The following is a 25,333-nucleotide window of genomic DNA, read 5'->3' on the forward strand; positions in this document are numbered from 1 at the left end:
CCCCTCACGGACAGGTTTCTGAAGGCTGACGGGCGCACCCTGGTGACACCTCTCGTAACACCCGGCCTCCCCGGTCAAGACCATGTCCATCCTCCGCAACTTTCGCATCGGCAAGCGCCTGGCGCTGGCCTTCGGCGCCGTGCTGGCACTGCTGTGCTTCATCGCGGCGTTCGGCATCCAGCAGATGGCGCACATCAACGACAACGTCCAGGACCTCAACACGAACTGGCTGCCCAGCGTCGCCAAGCTGGCCGACATGCAGGACGCCGCCAACGAGACGCGCCGCCTGTCGCTGCGCGGCGCGCTGGAGATCGACGACGGCGCGCGCGCCAGACTCGTGCAGCAGCATGACGCGTCGGTCCTGGCCTTCGACAAGGCGGCGCATGAGTACGAGCCTTCCATCACCGGCGACAAGGAACGGCGGCTCTACGACCAGATCCGCGACGCCTGGAAGGCCTTCCTCGAGTCGGACGCCGAACTGCAGCGCGCCGTCGCCGGCGGGGACGCCCAGCACGAGACCGCCCGCAAGCTGGCCGGCGGCAGTTCCTCCGCCCTCTTCAGCGCGCTGTCCAAGGCCGTCGACGTCGATGTCGCCTTCAACCGCGATGGCGGCGACCAGGCCGCCAAGGACGCTGCCTTGTCCTACGCCACCGGCCTGCGCGTGACGCTGGTCGTGGTCGCCGTGGCGCTGGCGATCGGCATCGTCCTCGCGCTGCAGGTGACGCGCTCCATCACCACCCCGATCGCCGAGGCGGTCCGCGCGACCCAGGATGTCGCCGGCGGCGACCTCACCGTGCGCATCCAGGCGGAAGGCCGCGACGAACCCGCCGACCTGCTGCGCGCGATGGGCCGCATGGTGGAACAGCTCGGCCAGTTGGTCGGCCAGGTGCGCGACAGCAGCGACAGCATCGCCAACGGTTCCAAGGAGATCGCCCAGGGCAATGCGGACCTGAGCTCGCGCACCGAAGCCCAGGCGAGCAGCCTGCAGCAGACCGCCGCGTCGATGGAGGAATTGACCAGCTCCGTCGCGCAGAACGCCGCGTCCGCGGGCCAGGCCAGCCGCATGGCCGCCGACGCGTCCGGCGCGGCCGCTGAAGGCGGCCGTGCCGTGAGCGCCCTGGTCGAGACCATGCAGGGCATCAGCGATGCGTCACGCCGCATCGGCGACATCATCGGCACGATCGACGGCATCGCGTTCCAGACCAATATCCTGGCGCTGAACGCGGCGGTCGAGGCGGCGCGGGCCGGCGAGCAGGGTCGCGGTTTCGCCGTCGTCGCGTCCGAGGTGCGGGCGCTGGCGCAGCGCTCGGCCGGCGCGGCCAAGGAGATCAAGGACCTGATCCAGGCCAGCACCCAGCGCGTGGACACCGGTGCGCGGCAGGCGCAGAGCGCTGGCGAGGTGATGCAGCGCGTGGTCGCGGAGGTCGGCCAGGTCGACACCCTGATCCGCGAGATCTCCTCCGCCACGCAGGAGCAGACCGGCGGCATCCAGCAGGTCGGCGACGCCGTCACCCACCTGGACCAGGTCACCCAGCAGAACGCGGCCCTGGTCGAGGAAAGTGCCGCCGCCGCCGAGAGCCTCAACGGCCAGGCCCAGCAACTGGCGAAGCTGGTCAGCCAGTTCCGCGTCAGCGCCACGGCCTGACCTCCGCCTGCCCTCCCCCAGACCATCGCCCGCTCTCCTCGGTCGCAAAACCGGGACAGTACGGCAGTGGTTGGGGACGGTGAGGCATGGGGTTCCGGACCTTGCGTCCGGAGCCCCATGCCTCGGCGGCCGACGCCCGGGCCTCCAAAGGAGCGTTCTCGCCCGCGGTCCCCGATTACCTAAGTCACCACCCCGAAGCCCCCCCGCTGGCTATCCTTTCTTCCGGTCAAGAAGGACAACCAGATGCTCACGCCGCGTTCGGGACACCAAACCACCCAATCCCTCACTCGCAGGGCTGCTGTAGCGGCCCCGCTGGCCTTGGGGGTGCTGCTCGCCCTGGGTGCCTTGGGGGGATGTTCCTCCCTCGACAAGATCAATCCCTTCTCCAGTTCGGAGAAGCCCACCGAGGTGACCAAGGGCAGCATCCAGGCGTCGGCCCAGGTGAACCCGAGCGTGACCAAGCGTCCCTCCCCGCTGCTGGTGCGGGTGTATGAGCTGAAATCGGACGTCGGCTTCAATGCGGCCGACTTCGTCAGCCTGTACCAGAAGGACCAGGCCGAGCTGGGCGCCGAGATCGTTTCCCGCGAGGAAATGACGCTACAGCCTGGCGAAGCGCGTCCGTGGACGAAGAAGATCCTGTCGCCCGAGACGCGCTTCGTCGCGGTCTTTGCCGCCTATCGCGACCTGGAGCGTGCGCGCTGGCGCGCGGTCGTGCCGGTGGTGGTCGGCAGGAAGCAGGAGATTCTCATCCAGGCCGAAGAGCTGTCGGTCAGCGCGACGGTCAGGCTGCCGTGAGCTGGCACAGCAAGGTCATCTGGTCGCAGGGCATGTTCCTGCTGCCGCACCATTTCCAGCAGGAGACCCGTTACCTCGAGCATCTGGTGGACAGCCGCGCCCGCGCGTTGGCGCCGCACGGCTGGGGGTTCACCGAACTCGTGCTGGACGAGGCGCTGCTGAGCGTCGGCCGGCTGGGCATCGTGCGCGCGAGCGGCATCCTGCCCGACGGCACCCCGTTCCAGATTCCTCAGGCGGATGCCGCGATGGCGCCGCTGGAGGTGCCCGCGGACCTGAAGGGCGACATGGTCGTCCTGGCCGCGCCGATCGCCCGCCCCGGCACGGACCAGGTCGCGTTCAACGGCCACGATGCCGGCGAGCTGCACCGCTATCACGTCGTCGACCAGGACCTGCGCGACCAGACCAGCGCCGGCGACGAGCCTGAACCCGTGCAGACCGGCGCGCTGACGCTGCGCCTGCTGCCGGCCCGCGAGCTCAACGACGCCTATGCCGCGCTGGGCGTGGCCCGCATCGCGGAACGCCGCGCCGACCAGCAACTGGTGTTGGACCGCAGCTACATCCCCCCGCAGACGCGCATCGACGCCAGCGGCCATCTGTCCGTGATGGCATCGCTGCTGCACGGGCTGGTGCGCCAGCGCGCGCAGTTGCTGTCGTCGCGGATGGGGCAGCTCGGCAACGGCGTGTCCGAACTGGCCGACTTCCTGATGCTGCAGGCGCTGAACCGCGCCGACCCGCTGTTCCGCCAGCATGCGGCCTCCCCGCACGTGCACCCGGAAACGCTGCATCGCGACTGCCTGCAACTGGCCGGCGACATGGCCACCTTCGTCAGCGACACCCGGCTGGCCTCCGAATATCCGCTGTACCGCCACGACGACCTGCGCGGCAGTTTCGCGCCCTTGCTCGAGGACCTGCGCCGCATGCTCAGCGTCGTGCTGGAGCGCAACGCGCTGCAGATCGACCTGACCGAACGCACCCACGGCGTGCGTACCGCCGTCGTCCCCGACGCCGACCTGCTGCGCAGCGCGAGCTTCGTCATCGCGGTCAATGCGCAGGTGGCGGCGGAACAGCTGCGCCAGCGTTTCCCCGCGCAATCCAAGCTGGGCCCGGTGGACCGCATCCGCGACCTCGTCAACCTGCAGCTGCCTGGCATCAGCATGCGCGCGCTGCCGGTGGCGCCGCGCCAGTTGCCGTTCCACGCGGGCTTCCATTATTTCGAGCTGGACCGCGGCGGCGACCTCTGGAAGCAGCTCGAGCGCAGCGGCAGTCTGGCGCTGCACGTGGCCGGCGATTTCCCCGGACTGGAACTGGAGCTCTGGGCCATCCGGCAGTGACCGCCGCTCGCGGCGACGCCGGGCCCCGCTCCACGCTTCCACCGATTCAAGACCAGTAACCTCCGGGAGCCGGCATGGACCCCTCCGCGCTCAACGATCCGTTCGCAGGCTTCGACGATCAGCGCACCTTCATCAAGCCCCGTCCGGGCGGCGCGCAGGCGCCGCGCGGCGCCACACCGTCGCCCGACTCCGTGCAGCCCGACGCCGCCCCGCCGGCCGCCGGGCTCAACCCGCTGCTGACGCTGGCCAACCCGCTGCTGCTGCTCGTCCCGCAATTGCGCGGGACGCGCCGCGTGGACGACGTGGCGGTGCTGCGCAACAACCTGGCCCAGGGCATCCGCGACTTCGCGGCCCGCGCCGCCGCGGCCGGCATCCCGCCGGAGCGCGTCATGGCCACGCGCTACGTGCTCTGCACGATGATCGACGAGGCCTGCGCCGACACGCCCTGGGGCGGCTCCGGCGTCTGGGCGCGGCACAGCCTGCTGTCGATGTTCCACAACGAGACCTGGGGCGGCGAGAAGGTCTTCCAGCTGATGGCCCGCCTGGCCGAGAAGCCCGAGGCCAACCGCGACCTGCTCGAACTGATCTACGCCGCGTTGACGCTGGGTTTCGCCGGACGCTATCGCGTCATCGACAACGGTCCGGCGCAACTGGAAGCGGTGCGTGACCGTCTGGCCCAGATCCTGAAGCAGCAGCGCGGCGACTACCCCGCCGCGCTGGCGCAGCATTGGCAGGTCGAGGCCATCACCCAGCGCCGTCACATCGGCTGGCTGCCGCTGGCGGCGACGGCGGCGCTGACGGCGCTGCTGCTGGTGGGCGTGTACCTGTCGCTGACCCTGTCGCTGGCGGAGCGTTCCGATCCGGTGTTCGGGCAGATCCAGGGGCTGCGGCTGTCGCCGCCCGTGGTCGCGCCGCCGCCGCCGCCGGCCAAGCCGCGGCTGGCGCAGTTCCTTCAATCCGACATCAAGGCCGGCCTGGTCACCGTGCGCGACGAGGTCGACCGCAGCGTCGTGACCATCCGCGGCGACGGCCTCTTCGCGCTGGGCAGCGCGACGATCGTGCCGGAGCGCGAAGCGCTCATGACCCGCATCGCCGACGCGCTGACGCAGGTCCAGGGCACGGTGCTGGTGACCGGGCACAGCGACAACACGCCGATCCGCACGGTGCGTTTCCCCTCCAACTGGCACCTGTCGGAAGAGCGCGCCAACACCGTGCGCGAATTGCTGGTGGCGCGCCGCGTCGCCCCCGAGCGCATCCGCGCCGAGGGCCGCGCCGAGGCCGAGCCGGTCGCCCCCAACGACACCCCGACCAACCGCGCGCTGAACCGGCGCGTCGAAGTCAGCCTGATGGTCAATGGCCGCGCGCCTGAAGCGCCGGCGCGCGGAGCTTCCCGATGAAACGCGTCCTGGGATGGATCTTCAACCGCTGGGTGCTCCTGGCGGTGCTCGTGCTGGCGGTCGCGCTGCTGATCTGGATCGTCGGTCCGCTGGTGGCCGTCGGCGAGGCTCGCCCGCTCGACACCGAGCGCTCGCGCTGGCTCACGATCGGCGTGCTCGTCCTGATCGTGGCGCTGTGCATCGCCTGGAGCCGCTGGCGCGCCAAGCGCGGCAACAGCGCCGTCGTCAACCAGCTGCTGCAGCAACCCGCCGCGGACGCGCCCGAGCGCGAGACCGCCGACATGCTGGCCGTGCGCGAACGATTCCGCCAGGCGCTGCAGATGCTGCAACGCTCGCGCTTCGGCGCGGAGGGATCGGCGGGCTTCGGCGCCAAGCTGCGCTCGCGCTTCGGCGGCCGGTATCTCTACGAACTGCCCTGGTACCTGATCATCGGCGCGCCGGGTTCGGGCAAGACCACGGCGCTGCGCCACAGCGGTCTGAACTTCCCGCTGGCGGACCAGATGGGCGACCATGCGATCCGTGGCGTCGGCGGCACCCGGCATTGCGACTGGTGGTTCACCGACCGCGCCGTGCTGATCGACACCGCCGGCCGCTTCACCACGCAGGACAGCGATCCCACCAACGACAAGGCGACCTGGAGCGGTTTCCTGCAGATGCTGCGGCGCTCGCGTCCGCGCCAGCCGATCAACGGCGCGCTGGTGACGGTGTCGGTCACCGACCTGCTGTCGCGCAGCCCGTCGGAGCGTGCCCAGCACGCCGCCACCGTGCGGGCCCGCGTGCAGGAGCTGCAAAAGGACCTGGACATCCGCTTCCCGGTCTACCTGCTGGTCACCAAGGCCGACCTGCTGTCGGGCTTCATGGACTACTTCGCGACGGTCGACAAGGACCAGCGTGCGGCGCCGTGGGGCTTCACCTTCCCGCGCAACAGCACGTCGCCGCTGGCCGGCTACGGCGCGGAGTTCGACGCCCTCGAGCAGCGCCTGCAGAACGGCCTGATCGACCGGCTCCAGGCCGAGCGCGATCCGCAGCGCCGCGCCCGCATCTACGGTTTCCCGGCGCAGTTCGCGAGCCTGCGCGCGCTGCTGGCGGAATTCGCCGAGGGCGTCTTCGCGCCCTCCCCCTACGAAGCCCAACCGCTGCTGCGCGGCGTGTACTTCGTCAGCGGCACGCAGGAAGGCACGCCCATCGACCGCGTGCTCGGCTCGGTGGCGCGCAGCTACCAGATCGAGAACGCGGTGCTGGCGCCCAACCAGGCCAGCGGCCGCAGCTACTTCCTGAACCGGCTGCTCAACGAGGTCGTCTTCGCCGAAGCCGGCCTGGGCGGCACGCACCGCGGCTGGGAGCGCCGCCGCAACGCGCTGGCGCTCGGCGGCTACGCCTTGGTCGCGATCGCCGGCATCGGCCTGCTCACGGCCTGGACCGTCAGCTACTTCAACAACAGGAAGTACCTGGAAGAGACCTCCGCCCGCGCGGACCAGGTCCGCGAGCTGCTGCAGGCCACGCCCAACCGCGCGACCGCCGACCTGCTGCCGATCCTGCCCGCGCTGCAGGCCACGCGCGCGCTGGCCGCGGTCGACGAGAACGTCCCGTGGTCGATGCGCATGGGCCTCTTCCAGGGAAAGAAGCTCGACAGCGCCGCACGCGCGTCCTACCAGCGGATGCTGGGTGACGCGGTGCTGCCGCGGCTGGTGCTGCGCATCGAGGAACAACTCCGCCAGGGCGCGGCCACGCCGGTCACGCTGTACGAGGCGCTCAAGGCCTACGTGATGCTGCACGACCCGCAGCACTTCGACGCCCCGGCGCTGAAGCAGCACATCGAGGGCGACTGGGAAACCACGCGCCGCGAGCTCACGCCCGACCAGCGCGAGGCGCTCGGCGCCCACCTGGACGCGCTGCTGTCGCAGGGCGGCATCGCGTCGCCGCTGCCGGAGGACGCCTCGTTGCTGACGGCGGTGCGCACGCAGCTCGCGACGCAGCCGCTGCCGCAGCGGATCTACAACCGGCTGCGGGCGCAAGGCCTGGGCACCGAGTACCCCGACTTCACCGTCGCGCGCGCCGGCGGCCACAACGCGCCGCTGCTGTTCACGCGAGCCAACGGCGCGCCGCTGACGCAGGGCGTGCCAGGCTTCTTCACCCGCGACGCCTACCTGCGCGGCTTCCAGCCGCGGGTCGGCCAGGTCGCGGACGAGCTGGCCGCGGAAGAGCCGTGGGTGCTCGGCGTCGCCGCCGCGCCGAAGAATCCGCAGGACCTCGTGCGCGCCAACGCGCCGCTGGTCGACGACGTCCGCCGGCTCTACCTGAACGACTACGCGGCCTCCTGGGAGTCCTTCCTCAACAGCGTGAAGCTGCTGCCGATGGCGACGGTGCCGCAGTCGGTGGAGCGCTCGCGCATGCTGTCCGCGCCGGACAGCCCGCTGGGTCCGTTCCTGCGGGCGGCGTCGCGCGAGACCACGCTCGCGCAGCCCGGCAACGCGATCGAGAACGCCGAGCGCCGCGCCGCGGACCTGGTCCAGCAGACGCGCGAAAAGGTCGCGGGCATGTTCTCCGGCAAGCCGGGTCAGCAGAACCCGGCAGACCCGAACGCGCCGCGCATCGAGAACATCGTCGACGACCGCTTCGTCGGCCTGCGCAGCATGGTCACGGCTCCGGCCGGCGGCGGCAAGGCGCCGCTGGACGAGACCGTCGGCCTGATCGCCGAGGCCAACATCATGTTGACCGCGGCCGATTCCGCGCTCAAGGGCGGCAGCGCGCCGCCGCCGTCGCCGGTACCGACGCGACTGAAGGCCGCCGCCGCGATGAGCCCCGAGCCGCTGCGCACGATGCTCGACGACCTGGGCAGCAGCAGCGCCCGCGTGTCGCAGGGCGCGATGCGCCAGAACCTGGGCATGGAGGTGCGCTCGCAGGTCGGCGAGTTCTGCAACCAGGCCGTTTCCGGGCGTTATCCGCTGGACCGCAACTCGCCGCGCGACGCCACGCAGGCGGACTTCGCGATGCTGTTCGGACCGGGCGGCAAGATCGACCAGCTCTTCCAGCAGAAGCTCGCGCCCTACGTCGACACGACGACCCGGCCGTGGAAGTTCCGTGCGGTCGAAGGCACGCCGCTGGGTGGCGACAGCGGCACGCTGCCGCAATTCCAGCGCGCGCAGGCGATCAAGGAAACCTTCTTCCCCGGCAGCGCCACGCCGTCGCTGCGGCTGGACTTCAAGCCGATCGAGATGGACACCACGATCCAGCAGTTCATCCTGGACGTGGACGGCCAGATCGTGCGCTACAGCCACGGGCCGCAGATCCCGACCTCGGTGCAGTGGCCGGGACCGCGCGGCAGCTCGCAGGTGCGGGTGCAGTTGAGCCCGGTCAGCGCGAGCGGTTCGTCGGGCCTGGTCAACGACGGGCCGTGGGCGCTGTTCCGGCTCTTCGACCGCGTCAAGATCGAGAAGACCGCCGCGCCCGAGCGCTTCAAGGCCACCTTCGAGATCGAAGGCCGCAAGGCGGTCTTCGAGGTCACCGCCAGCAGCGTCCGCAATCCGTTCCGTCTGCCGGAGCTCAACGAGTTCCGCTGCCCGGGCGGTCTGTGAGTCGCATCAGGAGAGTCCCACCATGAGCGCGCTGCCCGAAGCCCTGAACGCCGCCGGCGATGCCGTGCCCGGCTGGTACGGCAAAGTTACCGCGCTGGGCGACTTCGCCCAGCGGCGGCTGCCGCAGCACTGCGTGCAGCATTGCGACGCCTGGCTGTCCGGGATGATGCAGGACCTGCCGAAGGTGCTCGGCCCCCGCTGGCTCGACACCTACCTGACCGCGCCGGTGCTGCGCTTCGCGTGGGCGCCAGGCGTCGTCGACATGAAGTGGTGGTTCGGCGTGCTGATGGCCAGCTGCGACAACGTCGGGCGCTACTTCCCGCTGGTCATCGCGCAGCCACGCGCGCAGCCGCCGGTGGACCGCGCCGGGCTGGATCACCTCGACCGTTGGTACACGGTGCTGGCCAACGCGGCCATGCGCACGCTGGACGACACGGCGACGGTGAACTCGCTCGAGGCGGCGCTGGCCGCGGCGCCGCCCTGGCCACCGAGTCACGCGGCGACCTTGCCCGCGCCGGAGAACGCGGTGCAGTGGGTCACCTACACCGCGCCGGCAAGCCTTCTTACCGCGGCGGTGCCGATGCTGGCGGCGGGCGAGCTGCTGGAACGCCTGGCCGGCTGCACGGTGTGGTCGCCCAACCCCGAGCCCGCGGAGCAGGTCCACATGCGCTGGGGCCCGGGGCTCCCGTACGTGGAAGCGTTCGCGGCGATGCTGACGCGCAAGACCGGCTGATCTCGCTGGCTCGCGGTGACGGCAGGCGCGAGACCTTCAGCCTCACCTGTGCGACATTGCGCCCCAGGGAGAACCGCATGAAGACATTCGGACGCAGCCTCGCGCTGGGATTCCTGCTGGCCGCGGCGGTGCTGTGCGGCGTCGGCGTCGTCGCCATGAGAAGCGCCTATCTGATGGCGTCCGCGGCCGACGGCGTGACGCAGAGCCATCAGAACTTGCGCCTCCTGGCCGAGCTGCTCAACGACGTGGCCGAAGCCGAGGCCGCGCAGCGCGGCTTCATGCTCACCAAGGACACGGCCTACCTGGCGGCCCTCGACAAGTCGACGGCCGTGGTCACCGCCAGACTCGCCGAGCTGCGCGCGACGCCCGCGTGGCGATCCCGGAGCGCGGAGCTCACCAATACCGAACAGGACATCTCCGCGCTCTTCGCGCTGTTCCGTGAGCGCATCGCCGACCGCCAGACGATGAGCCTGGAAGAGACCACGCGATCGCCCAAGGTCAGCCTGGTCCGCCAGGGCATGGAGCGGCTGCGCGAGCGGTTCGCCGCGCTGGAGCGCGACGAGGTCGCGCAACTGGAGATGCGCTCGGCCGAGATGGGCCAGACCACGCGACTGGTCAAGGGCGTGGGGCTCGGGGGCACGGTGCTCGGTCTGCTGATCGTCGTCGTCACCGGCCTGGTCCTGCAGCGACTGCTGATGCAGATGGTGGGCGCGTCCGCCGTGGACGTGGCCGAGCGCCGCGCGCGAACTGGAAGCCTCTTCCGTGCGGCAGGCCGGGGCGACGAAGCAGACCTCCTCCGCGGCCATCGAACTCACCGCCACGATGCACGAGGTGCAGGCGGCCGCCAACCAGATCGCGCAGCGCTCGACCGAGGTCGAGGAGATGGCCTCGGCCAGCACACGCGCCGCGACGGCCGGCAGTCAGGCGATGGCCCGCGCGCGCGAGGCCACCGTCTCGCTGAGCCAGCAGATCGACATGGTCGTCACGCAGATGACGACGCTGGGCAAGGAGGTCCAGGGCGCCTCCACCGTGCTCGGCGCCATCGAGGAACTGGCGGAGCGCACCAACATCCTCGCGATCAACGCAACGATCGAAGCCTACGGCGCCGGCGAGGCCGGCGAGCGCTTCCGCGTCGTGGCCGACGAGATCCGCCGCCTGGCCGAGAAGGTGCGCGCCGATGCGGTGGACATCCGGCGCCAGCTGGACTCGATCCGCAACGTCTCCAACGCCACCATCATGTCGACCGAGGCCGGCGTCAAGGCGGTGGCGGCGAACTCGTCGCTGTTTTCGGAGGCGGAGGCGATGTTCACGCTGATCTCCGAACGCGTGGCCGCGTCCGACCTCGCGAGCAAGGAGATCAAGATGGCCACGCACCAGCAGTCCAGCGCCGGGCGCCAGCTCGAGGTCGCGTTGACCGATGTCGGCCGCGCGACGGCCGACGCGGAACAGGTCGCGCAACGCAACCTGGAGACGGCCGCTGCGCTCTCGGCCACCGCGCAGAGATTGAGCGCGTTCGTGGCGTCGCCGACGCGGTGGCCGGCCGCAAGACCTGGCCCCGGCTCCGCATCGCGCACCGCGCCGCGAGGCGCGCGGGGCAGCTGAAGCACGAGCGGACGGCGACCAAAGGCCCGGCGCTCAGAGCGGCATGCGCCGCGTCGACTCGTCCTCTTCTTCCTCTTCCAGCGGGATCGGGCCGGAATCGACCGTCGACTCCTGCACCGCGGTGCCGGCTTCGTCCGTCGGCGTCTGGGCCACGGCCGCCAGCACCGGCTCACCCACCCACAGCGCGATCGCGCTGAAGTTGTCCTGGTCGGGCAGCCGGCGCTCCTCGATCACCGCGCGCATCGCCGCCAGCCAGTCGTCCGGCGACCCCGCGTTGCGCAGCGTGTCGTGGATCAGCGTGTCGCCCGCGCTGCCCCACCAGCCGTCGCTGCACAGCAGGAAAACGTCCCCGTCCTGCAAGGGCTGCGGCGCGGTGGTGTGCGGGTTCAGGTCATCCTCGATGCCGAGCGCGGCCACGAGGTGGTTCTTGTGCGGATGATCCTCCGCCTGCTCGGGCGTCAGCAGGCCGGCCTCGATCAGCATCTGCACGACGCTGTCGTCCTGCGTGATCGTGTCGATGTCGCCGCCGCGGATGCGGTACAGGCGCGAGTCGCCCACGTGCGTCCACAGCGCGAAGTTGCGCTGCGCGTCGACGCACAGCGCAACCAGCGTGGTGTGCATGCGGTCGCGGCCGGTGCCCTCGACGCCTCGACGCACGTCGTCGTGCGCGGCCAGCACCGCGCCGGTCAGCAGCTCGGGGCGCCACGGCAAGGTCGCGTCGCCCAGGCTGGTCTGCATGCGGTGCACGGCGCGGCGCGCGGCCTCGGCCCCGTTGCGGTGGCCACCGGCGCCGTCGGCCAGCACGGCATACCAGCCGGGGCCGTTCTCGTGCGCCACGATGGCGTCCTCGTTGTTGTTGCGCGCGCCTTGTTCGCTGCAGGCGGCAACCCTGATCTTGAGCATGGTGTGAACGACGTGTAGGACAAGTGGCGGGACTCAGGCCCCGCTCTGCTGTGCTTGTTGTTGTGACGGCTGCGAAGCCGCGGAGGCGCCCTGCCCATGCTGGCTCAGGCGCTCGAGTTGATCTTCATAGGCCTCCAGGAAGGCCTTGCCGAACAGTGAGTGGAAGTCTTCCTGCGCCTCGTCCCGGATGGACTCGAAATGCTGCAGGTAAAGCTCCCAGAGCTTGGCCTTGCGATTCATCGCCAGCACACTGTCCAGCACCGACCGGCTGGAGAGCTTGGCTTCCAGCGCCTTGGGCTGGAAGCGCGTCAGCACGCCCTCCAGCGCGGCGCGCGTGCCGGCCATCGTGCCGATCGTGTGGCCGACCAGGTCGCGCATCGCGTCCTGCATCGCGGCGGGACCGGGCAGGAAACCGCGCACCGGCGGCTGCAGCAGCTGCTCGAGCGCCGATTGCGCGTCGGGCGAGAACTTCAGCGGGTTGTTCTCGCGCGAGCGGATGACGGTCACCTGCGCGCGCAATTCATGTTTCGTCGCGGCGCGCACGGCCATCATGCGCAACGCGCCGTCCACCGAGGCGTTCAGCAAGGACCCGATGACACGCATCAGGTCCGGATTCAAGCCCTGCGGCGGCGCGGCCATGCGGATGCCGGCGCCCTCGCAGAAGGCCTGCCACAGCGCCGCGGTGTCGGCGGCCTGGCCCGGGGCAGCCGGCGTGGCGGCCACGGCCGGCGCGGGCGGCGGCACGTAAGCGGGCATCGGCGGCGGGACATGCGGCGGCGGCACATGCGGCGGCGGCACATGCGGCGGCGGAACCATCGCCAGCGGCGGAGGCGCCACCGCCTGAACCGCAGGCGCCGCGATCGGAGCGCCAACGGGCGGCAGGATGGGCGGCAGGATGGGCGCGACGACGGCGGGCGCCACAGCCGGGGCCATCACCGGCGGGACGGCGGCCACAGGGGGAGCCACGGGCGGCTGAGCCGGCGGCAATGGCGGCGGGAGCGGCGTCCGGACCTCCGGGGGCCGAAAGGCCGAATGCAGCGCCGGCGTGTGGTCCGGCAGCGCGGGGGTCTGCGGCTCGGTGTTCGTTGCCGGCGCCGCTGCGCCGAACAGCGCCAGCGGGTCCGACGCCACCGTGTCGCGCAGCGCGTCGCCGGGCTTGGACGCGCCGGCCATGAAGCCGGCCAGCGGATCGCTGCCACCGGGCTGCAGGCCGAAGAGATCGTCCAGCGAGCGGTTGTTGTCGCCCGGCACGAGGTCGGCGAAAGCGCCGCCGAAGCCGAGTTCGTCGTTGCGTGCCGGCGGCAGGGCCGGCGCGGGCGGCGGCGCCAGGTCCAGCCCGCCGAAGGGATCGAAGGGCGAGACACCCCCGGAGACCGGCGACGGCGATGGCGACGCCACCGGCGCGGCGCGGGACGGCGGCGGCGCGAACGGATCGAAGTCGTCCGGCAGCATCATCGGACCCGCCGGCGCGGGCGGCGGCGCCTGGACCGGCGGCGCCGCGAAGGCCGAGACGTGCGGCGCGGGCGCCGGCGAGGTGCTGAAGACGTCGGGCGGCGGCGGCGTGCCGCCGAACAGGTCGGCGAACGGATTGGAACTGGACAAGGCGGCCGGCGCCGGGGCCGGCGACGGTCCGAGCGTCGCCGGACGGGCGAGGTCCGGCGCGCGGCGGATGACCGTCGCGCCGCTGTCGGCGCTGGCCTCGCTCTGCACTTCCAGCAGGTACCCGCCGATCCGGACCTGGTCCAGATGGCGCAGCGGCACGGCCTGACCCTGCCCCACGGGCTGGCCGGCGACGGTGATCGGGTTGGCGCTGCCGACGTTGCGGATGACGAAACCGCCGGCCTCGGCGCTGATCTCGGCCTGCTGGCGGGAGATGTGGCGCTCCGGGTCCGGCAACGCCATGGTGTTGTTGTCGGCGCGACCGATGGTCCCCCCGGAGGCGTCGAAGCGCGCGGTGATGGGCTGCGTCAGGGGCAGGTCGTTGAGCGACACCGCGCGCAGGGTGAGGGTCATGTGGCTGCCTTTGGGACCTCGGGAGACTGGCATGGGATGTTTGCGTGACAATGGCCGCGCTTCAATGAACGAAAGTCACCTGAGAGGGGCTTGTCGCTGTTTCATACTCCACCCCGCTCGAATCCCGACGTGATGCCGATGTCGACCACCTTCCGTTCCGACGCCCCGATTTCCCTGACCCCGACCGCGCAAGCGGCGCGGGGCCGCGGCCATTCCCCCCTTGCTGCCGGTACGGCCCTGCTGCTGAGCCTGGCGCTCGCGGCCTGCGTCACGCCCGCCCCGCCGCCTCCGCCACCGCCCGATCCGGTGGTGACGGCGCCGCCGCCGCCCCCTCCTCCGCCCGAGCCCGTGCCGCCGACCGCGGCCGAGCAGGCGCTGGCGCAGAAGACCGCCATGCAGGCGATCGAACTGCTGGAGGCCGGCCAGGAAGACCAGGCCCGCAACGAGCTGCAGCGCGCGCTGCAGCTGGACCCGGGCAACAAGCTGGCCAACAACCTGATGCGCCAGATCACCGCCGATCCGGTGGCGCAGCTGGGGCGCGAATCCTTCGCCTACACGGTGCAGTCCAGCGACACGCTGTCGCGGATCGCGGGCCGCTTCATGGGCGACATCTACTCGTTCTATATCCTGGCCCGCTACAACGACATCCGCGTGCCGCGCCAGGTGTCGGGCGGCCAGGTGCTGCGCATCCCCGGCAAGCCGCCGGCGGGCCCGCTGTATCCGCGTCCGTCGGCCAGGCCGGACCCGAAGGCGACCGCCGCGGCTGCGGCCGCCGCCGCAGCCGCGCAGGCCCCCACGCCGCCCGCGACGACGACGGTGGCCGCCGCCCCGACGCCGGCAGCGCCGCCGCCCCCGCCAGAACTCTCGCCCGGCGAGAAGGCGATGCGCGCCGGCGATGCGCACGAGCGCGCGGGCCGCTTCGACAAGGCGCTGGAAGAGTACCGCCGCGCCGAGGCCGCCGATCAGCCGGGCGCCGGCGCCAAGATCGAGGCGGTGCGCAAGAAGCAGATCGCCAAGGCCACGCTGGCCGCGCGCACCGCGTTCGCCAAGCAGGACCTGGCCGGCGCGATCAAGGGGTGGGACAGCGTCCTGCAACTCGATCCGGACAACGAGCTTGCCAAGCTCGAACGCCAGAAGGCCGCCACGCTGAAGGCGAAGGCGGACCAACTGAAGTGACCGGTCATTGCTGACCGCATGCGAAAGAGGCGCCCCGGGCGCCTCTTCGCTTTTTGAAGCCCATCCCATGGACTCCCCCACCCCGCGCAACTTCGCCATCGACTGCCTGCGCGGCGTGGCCATCCTGCTGGTGGTCGTGCACCACCTGGCACTGCCGTTCCGGCTGCCGCTGGCGCCGAGCCTGCTCGGCCCGTGGGTGCCCAAGCGCCTGATCGATGCCGTCAGCTTCAACGGCTACGAGGCGGTGTTCATGTTCTTCGTGATCTCCGGCTTCCTGATCACGACGCGCCTCCTCGAGCGCCACGGCGATCTCCGCCGTGTCGATCCGGGCGCCTTCTACCTCGCCCGCGCGCGCCGCATCCTGCCGCTGCTGCTGGTCGTCCTGGCCGTGCTGACGCTGCTGGCCGCACTCGGCGTGCCCGACTTCGCGCCCTCGTCGAAGCAGTCGCTCGGGGGCCTGCTGGGTTCGGCGCTCACCTTCACCTTCAACTGGTATGAAGGCCGGACCGGCTGGGCACCGGCCGCGTGGGACGTGCTGTGGTCGTTGTCGATCGAGGAGGTGTTCTACGTCGGCTTCCCGCTGCTGTGCCTGGGGCTGCCGCGCCCACTGCTCGTCGTCGCGCTCGCCGTGCTGGCGCTGAGCCTGCTGCCCTTGCGTTCGATGGTGCCCGTCAGCCACGAGGTCTGGTGGGAGAAGGCCTACCTGCCCGGCATGTCCGCCATCGCCTGGGGCGTGCTGGCCGCCCTCGCCGTCCAGCGGTGGCGGCCGGGCCCGCGCGACGCGCGCGCCCTGGCGATCTTCGGCGGCTTCTGCGTGCTGCTGGTGATCGGGTGGGGCGACCTCGTCCACCGCCATCTGTTCAAGAGCGGCATGTACGGCCTGTGCGTCGGCACCTGCGCGATGCTGATCGCCTTCCGGGCGCACGCGCCAGCCCAGCGCTCCGGTTTGAACTGGCTCGCGCGCATGGGCCGGCTCAGCTATGAGCTCTACCTGAGCCACATGTTCGTCGTGCTCGGCACCGTGGCGCTCTACCGCTCGTTGCTCGGGCCGTCGCAGGCCTGGACCTTCGTCGTCTATGTGCCGGCGGTCATCGCGAGCATCGGCCTTGCGATCTCGCTGGAGCGTCTCATGGTGCGTCTGGCCGAACTCGTCACGGGATCGACGCGGGCGACGCGGCACGCCCGTGCAGGCACCAAGGACATCGCGCCCGGCAACTGAGGCGAACCTGCCGGAAAGCTGTATATTCATACAGTAGCCATTCTTCCGGCAGTGCCATGGACCTCCCCCGCAAGCTCGCCATCCTGGCGGACGCCGCCAAGTACGACGCCTCCTGCGCCTCCAGCGGTACGGACGCGCGCGATTCCCGCGGCGGGACCGGCATCGGCTCGACTGAAGGCATGGGGATCTGCCACAGCTACGCGCCCGACGGCCGCTGCATCTCGCTGCTGAAGATCCTGCTGACCAACCATTGCCAGTACGACTGCCTCTACTGCGTGAACCGGTCGTCGAGCAACGTGCCGCGCGCGAAGTTCAGCGTCGAGGAAGTCGTCGCGCTGACGCTGGACTTCTACCGGCGCAACACGATCGAGGGCCTCTTCCTCAGCAGCGGCATCATCAAGAGCCCGGACTTCACGATGGAACAGGTCGTGCGCGTCGCGCAGGTCCTGCGCGAGGAGCATGACTTCCGCGGCTACATCCACCTGAAGACGATCCCCGATGCCAGCGAGGAACTGCTGCGGCGTGCCGGCCGGTATGCCGACCGGCTCAGCATCAATGTCGAGCTGCCGACCGATGTCGGCTTGAAGGCGTTGGCGCCCGACAAGGACACCGCCGCCATCCATCGTTCGATGGGCCGCCTGCGACTGCACATCGACGATGCGAAGGACGCGCACCAGGCCGCCGCCAAGGCGCCGATCCGCGTGATGCCAGGGGCCGCCGCGCGTCCCGCCGACCTCCCCGCTTCGCGCCGGCCGGCCAGAGCACGCAGATGATCGTCGGTGCCGACGCCAGCGACGACCGCAGCATCCTGCGCAGCAGCGCCGCGCTCTACGGGCGCTTCCGGATGCGGCGCGTCTACTACTCGGCCTTCAGTCCGATCCCCGATGCCGGCGCGAGCGCTGCCGCTGATGGCGCCGCCGCTGGTGCGCGAGCACCGGCTCTACCAGGCCGACTGGCTGATGCGCTTCTACGGCTTCGATCACGAGGAGATCGTCGACGACGGCACCGGTCTGCTGCGGCTCGACGTCGATCCCGAGCACGCGTGGGCGCTCGCGCATCCGGAGCGCTTCCCGGTCGACCTCAACCTGGCGCCGCGCGAGATGCTGCTGCGCGTGCCGGGCCTCGGCGTGGGGTCGGTCGACAAGCTGCTCGCCGCGCGCCGCGTGCGCCGCCTGCGCGCCGAGGACCTGCGGCAGATGAAGCTGCCCGCGCGCAAGGTGCTGCCCTTCGTGGTCGTCGACGGCCACAGACCCGCTGCGACGGCGATGGCCGCGACGTCCGTGGCCGCAGGCGCCCCGGGTCCGACAGCGCGCGCCGATTCGATGATGGCGCCTGCCATGCCGGTGCCGACGCAGATGGGCTTGTTCTGATGGTCCATGTCCGGCTCGACGGCCCCATCGATCTCGACGGCTTCCGTCAGGCAGCGAAGCGGCTGATGGCGCTCGGCATCGCGGCCGACGACGTCGTCTGGACCACGGGCGATGCAGGTGACGGCCTGTGGGGCGACGACGCGCACGGGAACGGACTTCCCCAAGGGCTGCCGCCCGACTTGGATGCGGCAACTGCGGCACCCACGGCAGCAGCAACGGCGGCAATGTTCACCGTGCCCGCAGCCTTCTTGTCGCTGTGCCGCACCGCCCTGCTCCACACCGAGCCCCAGCGGTTCACGCTGCTGTACCGGATGCTGTTCCGCCTGAAGACCGAGCCCGGCTACTGGCGCGACACGCTTGACGCGGACCGCCGCCGGGCGGAGCGGCTGGAACGCGAGGTCCGGCACGAGATCCACAAGACGCATGCGTTCGTCCGCTTCGTGCCGGTCGAAGACGCCGATGGCGAGCGCCTGGTCGCGTGGTTCGAACCGACGCACCACACGCTCGAGGCCGCCGCGCCCTTCTTCGCCCGGCGCTTCGCCAATCTGCGCTGGGCGATCCTGTCGCCGCGTTGCTCGGTGTCGTGGGACGGCCAGTCGCTGCAGATCGGCCCCGGCGGCCGGCGCGAGGACGCGCCGCCGCAGGACGCGGGCGCCGAGCTCTGGCTGACCTACTACCGCAGCATCTTCAATCCCGCGCGACTGAAGGTCGCGATGATGGAACGCGAGATGCCGCGCCGCTACTGGACGAACCTGCCGGAAGCGGCACTGATCGAACCGCTCGTCGCGCAGGCCGGGGGCCGCGTTCAGGCGATGCTGGAAGCGGGACCGACCTCGCCGCGCCGCATCCGCGAGATCGAGCGCCCGCGCAGCGCCAACGCGGCGACGCCGGCGATCAGCAGCGCCCAGGTCGACGGTTCCGGCGCGGGCGACGGCACCGCGGACAGCGCGTAGTTGAAGCCCGATGCCGACGATAGCGAATAGTCGATGAGGTTGCCGTTCCAGTCGGTGACCTGCGAGATGCCGCCCCAGTAGATCGACGGCGCGTTGGCGGCCATCGAGGCCGTCGCCGACGGCCCCGCCGCATTCAGGTGGCTGGTCATCTCCAGGTAGAAGTCCATGTTCGTCGCGTGCCCCGCGAAGATCGCCGCGGAGAAGCTGTAGACCGCGTACACGTCGCCGATCGGGCTGCTGTTCCACTGGTTGTCGGTGACGACGCTGCCGTCGTGGGCGAGCGTGGTGGTGCTCTGCCAGGCGGTCGTGTAGAAGCCGTCGAGCTGATGGACCAGGGTCCAGTCCAGCGACCCCGCCTGCGTGGTGCCGCCGGCGCCGCCGGTCATCGACGCCGACGTGCCGCCCGCGATCACGATGTTGTAGTGGACGATCAGCTCCGGATCGAAGCTGCCGTCGTTGCGCGTGAAGGTCAGTGCATCGGTCTGGTACGCCGTCATCGAGGTCGACGAGGTGCCGCTGCCCGTGACGCTCGTGGCGAGGCTGCCCGACAGGTAGCCCGGACCCAGCCGCGTCGACGCCGACGCGGTGGCGTTGAAGGGCGTTCCCGACGCATCCGTGCCGCTCTCGCTCGCCGACGCGTTCAACGATCCGGGCGTGCCATGGGTCGATCGACTGTCGGTCGCGGCGCCGGCGCGGACCTCGATGGTCTGCTCGGGTCCGGCGGGCGGATTGAATTGGGCCTGTGCCTGGGGCATGACCGCCCAGAAGAGTGCGGCAAGGAGAAGCGGTTTCATGAGAGGGCTGCTTTCGGAGACGTGCAAGGCACGAGAACGATCGCGAGAGCAAACGCGGGGCCCATCGAGCACTCGCGCTGTCCCGGACTCGGGGGGCGTCGCAAGACATCGCAGGAAAAACGAACGGCACGGGCGCCGCGTCCGGAGGTGAGCGGACAAGAACGCCGCTTGCCCCGTTCCTGTCACTGGACGTTTTCACCGCCACGATTTCAAGGAGATCCCCATGGAAACGCAGGAACTGCATCGCGGACGCCTCATCGACCACCTCCAGCTCGTCGTGCGGGATCTGCCCGCCAGCCGGAAGTTCTACGAGGCGATCCTGCCCCCGCTGGGCGTGCCGATCGGCGGCTCGGGCGACGACTACTTCTGGGCCGACGAGCTGTTCGTGTCGACCGCCGACAGCCAGGCCGCGCAAGGGCACCTCACCGGCCGCCACCACCTGGCTTTCCAGGCCAAGGATCGCGCGGCGGTGGATGCCTTCCACAAGACCGCGCTGGCCAACGGCGGCACCGACAACGGCGCGCCCGGCGAGCGGCCCTACCACCCGGGCTACTACGCGGCGTTCGTGCTCGACCCCGACGGCAACAACATCGAGGCGGTCTTCCACGGCGAGGCGAAGCGGAGCGCGGCGTCGGTCAAGGTGACCTTCTGAAGGCCCGAACCTCTCGTCGTCCCGGAGCACCAAGCGGACCCCTGCGCCGGGATGGCTGTCGTTCGACTGTCGCAAAAGCGCATGCCTTCAACGAACGCCACCATGCTGCCCTCCCCGGATTTCAAACGATTTGAGCTCGAGGCCTCACAGCCCATCAACGACGAACCGCCGCCTTCCGGCGAGGCGGAGGCCCGCCAAGATCGCGGATTGAACGAGCTGCCGGAGGAAATGCTGGACCAAATTGCCGGGCACCTGCCGATGCGATCGTTGCAGGCCCTGGCGTGTGTGAACCAGCGCATGGGAAGCATCGTCGACTGGCAGTTCGAATTGAAGCAGAGGACGCTCCAACAAGACATCGAGCGATTCTCATGGACGTCCGGGCTGGACGACTTCCGGTCTCTGCTGTTTCTCGTCCGACGTCTTCCGCGCGAGGATCAGACCGCGATGCTCCAGGCGTTGTGTGCGCGTCTTGATCGATTGCCCGAGGCTCAACGCAAGCCGGCTGCGGCTGCAGTTCTGAGGGACCTGTCCGGGTTGTCCGAACGCTTGGTCAGTCAGTTGAGAGTCCTCGCGAGCCACGGTTCGGCCGCCAGCGCCGTCATTGCTGGAGAGCCGCTCAATGCCATCGCGAAATGCTTTGAAATTGACAGAACTTATGACTTGGAACGGCTGGCGCTCAGCCACGGGCCCATCCAGGGAGCCATCGATGCTGGCGAAGACAAAAAGACGGTGGCGAAGCGCTATGGAGTTTTTCCCGAAGACCTACCGCTGCCAACGCGTTACTGGACTTTTCAAGGGGTGCAGGATCCTTCGCTCTACATAGCCCGTTTGCAGCAAGCCCGTCGCGCAGTCCGCCAGGGCGAACCTGTAGACGCGGCTGTGAATCGATGCTTTGAAGGTGTCGACTTCCTCACCACGGATCGAGATGACCTGGTGAAGTGCGCGGTCGACGGTGTCGCCGGGGAAGCCGCCGTCCGGGGGCAAGACGTCGATGCCATCGCGCAGAAGCATGGCATTGACACCGAGAGAGGACGCATGGAGCTGGAACGCCTCGCCTGCGATGGCGCTGCCGGCGAAAAGGCCCGCGCGGGAGAAAACGTGGCTGCCGTGGCGCGACACCATGGCATTCGATCCGCGCCCTACCTGTTGGCGCTGCTGGCCGAGGCGATGAAGGGCGTACCAGGCGATGAGGTCAGGACGGGCGAGAAGACCGTGGAACAGGTGACACACGAACATGGCCTCGATCTCTCACAGATCGCGGAAGCCATGGAAGAGCACACAGCGGACGAATGGCTCTCGCAGCGTCCAAAGAACTACGGCAGGGCGATGTATGAGCTGCGCCGCGACATCAGCCCAGCCGAATTTCTGGAGCGCGAGGCCAATTCAGGCAGAGCGTCCTCCGTACCAAGGGTGTGAGCCATCCCCGGGAACGCTCACGCGTCCACTTCCCGTCGACCTTGTTCTTCGCCGTCGGAGCGGAGGCAGGCGCGGCGACCGGTGGACACGTGCCTTCGCCGGCGTGCCCATCCCGCGGATTCCAGAGGCGAACCGTCGCCGTTTCCCGGTCACATAGCTCATCTCCGTTGTCCAGGTTGTCCGCCATGGAGGCCGACACGGAGACATGAGCAACCGGAGAACCATTGTCATGGTCAGAACATCGCCCCACTGGGGAAGCACGATCCCCCACGTCCCCCACCGAAGCGGCGACCGAGGCGGTGACCGAAACGGCCATCGACATGGCCATCGACACGGCACCCGGAACACTGCCTCCGTCTGGCGGAATGCCGAATCCGCAGCGCGCGGGCCTGATGCACCTGCCGCAGGAGATGCTCGAGCGGGTCGCCGAGCACCTTCCGGCGAAGGATCTGAGGGCGCTGGCGCTCACGAGCAAGAGCAGCGCGCGGGCTGTCAGCTACCAACTGGACCGGGCGAAGATCTCCCATGAGATCGCCCGAATCTCCGGCAAGGCGCAACCTCACTGGGGCGAACGGTTCGAGACCTTCCAACGCCTGCTGACGGCCATCCAAGGGCTTCGCAAGAGCGATCGGCCCCAGTTGCTGCAGGCACTGTGCGCCTGCCTCGATCGACTGCCCGAAGCGCACTGCCAGCAAGCCGCGGCGTGCTTGCTGACGGTCGAACCCCCGCTGCCGGCGTCATTGCACGAGCCCTTGAAGATCCTGGCCGAACACGGTTCGCCCACGCTCGCCATCGCTGGCGGAGTGAGCGTCAAAACGATCCTTCGCCATTTCTATCCGTCCTGCGAGGGACAGACGCGGAACGATCTTCTTCTCAGGCTCGAGAACACGGCGATCCACCTGGGTCCGGCGGAGGAGGCCCTCAGGGCGGGTGACGATCCGGACGAAGTCGCCCAGCGCTTCGGCATTGAAAACACCTTCGTGTGGGCGTTGCAAAGGCGGATCGAGCAGAGAGCCGATGTGCTGCCTGGTGTCCTGGCTGTCGCTCGACGAGCGGTCCGTGGGGAGAACGCGTAGATGAAGTGGCACCGCGTCTTCGGCTCATCGAGCAGCACGACATCGAGGACCTGGAGTTGTTCGCGGCCGAAGGCGTCGCGGGAGAAGCAGTGGCCTTGGGCGAACCTGTCGATCAGGTGGCGGAAAGGCATGGCATCCGAAGCGTCAACGGACGCTGGGCCCTGGAGCGTGCAGCCTGCTGCGGAGCGGCTTGCGAGGCGGTGAGGCGCGGCCACCTGGTGGATGCCACGGCGGACCGGCACGGCATCCTGGACCCGCTGAATCGTTACTACCTGCTGCTCCAGGCGATGACGGCAGGGTCGGGCGACGCGGTCAGGAACGGGACTGCCGTCGAGGACGTTGCGCGTCTCCATGGCGTCGACCTGTCTGCGCTCGCCATCGAACTGCAGGCGCGCGCCCCCAAGCGGTACATCGAGGTCGATCTCGACTTCCCCGGAGACCACGGAGAAGAAGACGATGAGACCTATGCGCAGCGAATGACGCAGAGCCACCATCAGTGGCTCGTCGACGACCTCAAGCGCCACGCCGAGTCGCGTCCGGAGAGTCGCCTGCAATTCAGGCGTCGGTTCGTGACCTTCCTGACGGAAGTCCCCGCCCGCGAACGTCCTGGAGCCACGGGGCACGAGCCCCCGGCCCCGGCCTGAGGCGAGGCCCGCCCCGGCGGCGCTTCACTTCTTGTCGACCTTGTTCTTCGCCGTCGCCGCCGCGGCGGGTGCGGGCGCAGAGGACTTCGCGGCCGATTCGTCGATCAGCTGCCGCATCATGGCCGTCGCGCGCGCATTCTTGGGGTCCACGCGCAGGCACTTCTGCAGCACCATGATCGCGCCGGACTTGTCGATCGTCGCCAGCTTCTCGGCCTTGCGCACGTAGAGGTCGGCCAGCAGCCGTTTCGCCGACGGATCGTTGCGATCCTGCGGCGCGCGTTTCTCCAGCAGGCGGATCGGCTCGTCGATCTCGCCCTGCGCGGCCAGCATCGCGATGTGCTCCAGCTCGTTGCGGTCCGGTCCGGCGGTGGCCGCCGCGGCCTGGGCCGACTCCTTCGCCGGGGCGCCCGAGCTCGACGCCTGCGCCTTCGCGGGCGAGGCCGGCTTCGCCGCGACCGGCGGCGGCGCAGCCTTGCGCAGCGTCACGCGCGCCGGCTTGCCGAGGTAGCTCTTCTGGTTGCGTTCCTTCTCGAGCGCGCGCAGCGCATCGGCGGCCGCCTCGTTGTCCGGCTGCAGCGACAGCGCCGCGAGGTACTGCGTCGTCGCACCGTCGAGGTCGCCGCGCTTCTGCGCGGCCCGAGCCTTGTCCAGGCGCTCGCTCACGCCGCTGTCGATCTGCTGCCGCGTCGCGGCCAGGCTGTCGCGATAGCCGGCATTGTCCGGACGCAGCACCGTCAGCGCCTCCCAGGTCCAGGCGGCGTCGGCCAACTGGCCATCCTTCACCTGCTCCTGCGCACGCTGGACCTGCGCCTGCTCGAACGCCGACGGCGGCGCGCCCGCCGTCCCTTCCGGGTTGCGCAACGCGCCGGGGCCGCCGGTACAGGCCGACAGCGCGACGGCCATCACCAGGGCCAGTGCAACGGCGGCTCTCATGGGGTCGGTCCGATGCGTCGGCTGGTCTGCAGCCGGGCCTTGAAGGCCTCGAGGTCGTGGTCGCCAAAGATCATCGTGCGGCGCAGCATCAGCGGCTGCGCGTAGAAGGCGTTGCCGCCCGGGTTGACGGTCACCGCCAGCGTGTACTTCTGGCGCGTCAACGCGTCCAGCACCAGTTCGTTGGCGTCGCCGTAGGGATAGGCGTAATGGCGCACCTGGCCGGCCGTGCCGAGCTTCTGCTCGATCAGGTCGCGCGGGCCGGCGGTCTCGCTGTCGAGGTTGCGCTTGTAGCGCTCCTCGTTCTCGCCGGTGGTGCGTTCGATCAGGTTGCGATGCGACTTCGAGTGCGACTGGATGTCCATCAGCCCCGATGACTGCATCTCCGCCAGCTGCGGCCAGCTCACCGCGTCGCCGCCCGCGCCGACGAAGTCGGTGTAGACGAACATCGTCGCCGGCAGGCCGAGCTTGCGCAGCACCGGATAGGCCAGCTCTGTAGACCGACTCGTAGCCGTCGTCGAAGGTGATCACCACGGCCTTGGGCGGCAGCGGCTCCTTGCCGTCAAGGTAACCCGCAAGCTGCGACAGCTTGACGACGCGGTAGTCGTTCTTCGCGAGCCACTCCATCTGCGCCGCGAAGTTGGCCTGGGACACGGCCATCTTGCCGCCGACCGTGCCGAGACGGTGATAGCAGAGGATGGGCACGGTCTGCAGCTGGCCCGAGCGCACGCCCAGCGGGCTCATCGGCTTGAGCGGCACGATCAGCGGCTGGCCCGGCTCGGCCTTCGTGGCGCCGCTGTTGGCCTCGCTGATCTGCCAGTCGCGGTCCTCGCTGCCGAGCAGCCGGGCCGCGATGCCGCGCAGCGACTCACCGGCCACCGGCACGTAGATCAGCAGCCGGTCGCTGCGCGCGACGATCTCGCCGTTGGCGGTGGTCGAAGGCGCCTTCACGGGCGCGGGCTCGCTCAGCGGCGGCGTCGCGGTCGGCGGCGCGACGCAACCGGTCAGCGCGAGCACCATGGCCGCAGCGACGACGACTGCGCCGCCCAGCATCGGACGACGCGGATTGACTCCCTCTCCCGCTTGCGGGAGAGGGTTGGCGTGAGGGG

General features: G+C 70.0%; 19 protein-coding genes and 3 pseudogenes. 17 read left to right on the plus strand and 5 right to left on the minus strand.

All coding sequences use genetic code 11. The features are described from left to right. The first annotated feature begins 82 nt into the window (after positions 1-82). The 8 genes and pseudogenes from ACFJIX_RS24145 to ACFJIX_RS24180 all read left to right on the plus strand — a co-directional run bounded on the left by ACFJIX_RS24145 (position 83) and on the right by ACFJIX_RS24180 (position 11,078). Positions 83-1,645 carry a methyl-accepting chemotaxis protein gene (locus ACFJIX_RS24145; RefSeq protein ID WP_377155190.1) on the plus strand — a complete coding sequence of 521 codons (1,563 nt, stop codon included), beginning with the start codon at positions 83-85 and terminating at the stop codon, positions 1,643-1,645. 324 nt (positions 1,646-1,969) lie between these two features. Next, the gene (gene tssJ, locus ACFJIX_RS24150) at positions 1,970-2,440 is read left to right on the plus strand and encodes a type VI secretion system lipoprotein TssJ (protein WP_377155191.1); all 471 of its coding nucleotides are present in this window, start codon (positions 1,970-1,972) and stop codon (positions 2,438-2,440) included. Next, positions 2,437-3,771, plus strand: coding sequence for a type VI secretion system baseplate subunit TssK (tssK, locus tag ACFJIX_RS24155; RefSeq protein ID WP_377155192.1), 1,335 nt, complete (start codon positions 2,437-2,439; stop codon positions 3,769-3,771). The genes tssJ and tssK overlap by 4 nt, the downstream gene beginning before the upstream one ends. A 74-nt stretch (positions 3,772-3,845) precedes the next feature. Further along, the gene (locus ACFJIX_RS24160; protein WP_377155193.1) at positions 3,846-5,168 is read left to right on the plus strand and encodes a DotU family type VI secretion system protein; all 1,323 of its coding nucleotides are present in this window, start codon (positions 3,846-3,848) and stop codon (positions 5,166-5,168) included. Then, positions 5,165-8,743, plus strand: a complete 3,579-nt coding sequence (tssM, locus tag ACFJIX_RS24165) for a type VI secretion system membrane subunit TssM (protein WP_377155194.1) — start codon at positions 5,165-5,167, stop codon at positions 8,741-8,743. Before ACFJIX_RS24160 ends, tssM begins: the two co-directional genes overlap by 4 nt. Positions 8,744-8,765: 22 nt before the next feature. Beyond that, on the plus strand, positions 8,766-9,476 hold the full coding sequence (gene tagF / locus ACFJIX_RS24170) for a type VI secretion system-associated protein TagF (protein ID WP_377155195.1): 711 nt from the start codon (positions 8,766-8,768) through the stop codon (positions 9,474-9,476). A gap of 173 nt (positions 9,477-9,649) precedes the next feature. Then, positions 9,650-10,057 (plus strand): annotated as a pseudogene (locus ACFJIX_RS24175) (CHASE3 domain-containing protein); the annotation flags it as partial. A 181-nt stretch (positions 10,058-10,238) separates the two neighbouring features. After that, positions 10,239-11,078, plus strand: coding sequence for a methyl-accepting chemotaxis protein (locus tag ACFJIX_RS24180; RefSeq protein WP_377155196.1), 840 nt, complete (start codon positions 10,239-10,241; stop codon positions 11,076-11,078). Between the two features lie 33 nt (positions 11,079-11,111). Here ACFJIX_RS24180 and ACFJIX_RS24185 read toward each other — a convergent pair whose 3' ends face one another. After that, complete coding sequence (locus ACFJIX_RS24185) at positions 11,112-11,981, minus strand: PP2C family protein-serine/threonine phosphatase (protein ID WP_377155197.1); 870 nt, start codon at positions 11,979-11,981, stop codon at positions 11,112-11,114. Positions 11,982-12,014: 33 nt separating this feature from the next. Next, positions 12,015-13,994 (minus strand): type VI secretion system-associated FHA domain protein TagH, encoded by a 1,980-nt coding sequence (tagH, locus tag ACFJIX_RS24190; protein WP_377155198.1) that lies wholly within the window; start codon positions 13,992-13,994, stop codon positions 12,015-12,017. A gap of 138 nt (positions 13,995-14,132) precedes the next feature. Between tagH and ACFJIX_RS24195 the strand changes: the two genes are divergently transcribed. The 4 genes and pseudogenes from ACFJIX_RS24195 (at position 14,133) to ACFJIX_RS24210 (ending at position 18,712) form a co-directional block, all read left to right on the plus strand. Continuing rightward, positions 14,133-15,170: a LysM peptidoglycan-binding domain-containing protein gene (locus ACFJIX_RS24195; RefSeq protein WP_377155199.1), complete on the plus strand. Its 1,038-nt coding sequence runs from the start codon at positions 14,133-14,135 to the stop codon at positions 15,168-15,170. Between the two features lie 67 nt (positions 15,171-15,237). Next, entirely contained in the window at positions 15,238-16,389 is a 1,152-nt protein-coding gene (locus tag ACFJIX_RS24200) for an acyltransferase family protein (RefSeq protein ID WP_377155200.1), read from the plus strand. A 56-nt stretch (positions 16,390-16,445) separates the two neighbouring features. After that, a pseudogene (locus ACFJIX_RS24205) lies at positions 16,446-17,759 on the plus strand (putative DNA modification/repair radical SAM protein). Further along, the gene (locus ACFJIX_RS24210; protein WP_377155201.1) at positions 17,759-18,712 is read left to right on the plus strand and encodes a TIGR03915 family putative DNA repair protein; all 954 of its coding nucleotides are present in this window, start codon (positions 17,759-17,761) and stop codon (positions 18,710-18,712) included. The pseudogene ACFJIX_RS24205 and the gene ACFJIX_RS24210 overlap by 1 nt, the downstream one beginning before the upstream one ends. Here ACFJIX_RS24210 and ACFJIX_RS24215 read toward each other — a convergent pair. After that, positions 18,649-19,506: pseudogene (locus tag ACFJIX_RS24215) on the minus strand (hypothetical protein); the annotation flags it as partial. The gene ACFJIX_RS24210 and the pseudogene ACFJIX_RS24215 sit on opposite strands and share 64 nt — an antisense overlap. 223 nt (positions 19,507-19,729) lie before the next feature. On the opposite strand from ACFJIX_RS24215, the gene ACFJIX_RS24220 reads away from it, so the two are divergent. The 4 genes from ACFJIX_RS24220 to ACFJIX_RS24235 all read left to right on the plus strand — a co-directional run bounded on the left by ACFJIX_RS24220 (position 19,730) and on the right by ACFJIX_RS24235 (position 23,294). Then, positions 19,730-20,158 (plus strand): VOC family protein, encoded by a 429-nt coding sequence (locus ACFJIX_RS24220; protein WP_377155202.1) that lies wholly within the window; start codon positions 19,730-19,732, stop codon positions 20,156-20,158. A gap of 102 nt (positions 20,159-20,260) precedes the next feature. Further along, the gene (locus ACFJIX_RS24225; RefSeq protein ID WP_377155203.1) at positions 20,261-21,574 is read left to right on the plus strand and encodes an F-box protein; all 1,314 of its coding nucleotides are present in this window, start codon (positions 20,261-20,263) and stop codon (positions 21,572-21,574) included. A gap of 320 nt (positions 21,575-21,894) precedes the next feature. Beyond that, entirely contained in the window at positions 21,895-22,650 is a 756-nt protein-coding gene (locus tag ACFJIX_RS24230; RefSeq protein WP_377155204.1) for an F-box protein, read from the plus strand. A gap of 5 nt (positions 22,651-22,655) precedes the next feature. Beyond that, a complete protein-coding gene (locus ACFJIX_RS24235; protein WP_377155205.1) occupies positions 22,656-23,294 on the plus strand; it encodes a hypothetical protein in 639 nt (212 codons plus the stop codon). Positions 23,295-23,318: 24 nt separating this feature from the next. On the opposite strand, the gene ACFJIX_RS24240 is transcribed toward ACFJIX_RS24235, so the two are convergent. After that, positions 23,319-24,227, minus strand: coding sequence for a hypothetical protein (locus ACFJIX_RS24240; RefSeq protein WP_377155206.1), 909 nt, complete (start codon positions 24,225-24,227; stop codon positions 23,319-23,321). Then, on the minus strand, positions 24,224-24,715 hold the full coding sequence (locus tag ACFJIX_RS24245) for a polysaccharide deacetylase family protein (RefSeq protein WP_377161938.1): 492 nt from the start codon (positions 24,713-24,715) through the stop codon (positions 24,224-24,226). Before ACFJIX_RS24245 ends, ACFJIX_RS24240 begins: the two co-directional genes overlap by 4 nt. A 206-nt stretch (positions 24,716-24,921) precedes the next feature. Between ACFJIX_RS24245 and ACFJIX_RS24250 the strand changes: the two genes are divergently transcribed. Beyond that, positions 24,922-25,113 (plus strand): hypothetical protein, encoded by a 192-nt coding sequence (locus ACFJIX_RS24250; RefSeq protein ID WP_377155207.1) that lies wholly within the window; start codon positions 24,922-24,924, stop codon positions 25,111-25,113. The last annotated feature ends 220 nt before the right edge of the window (positions 25,114-25,333 follow it).

This window comes from Roseateles sp. UC29_93, assembly GCF_042695725.1.
GTDB lineage: Bacteria > Pseudomonadota > Gammaproteobacteria > Burkholderiales > Burkholderiaceae_C > Roseateles > Roseateles noduli_A.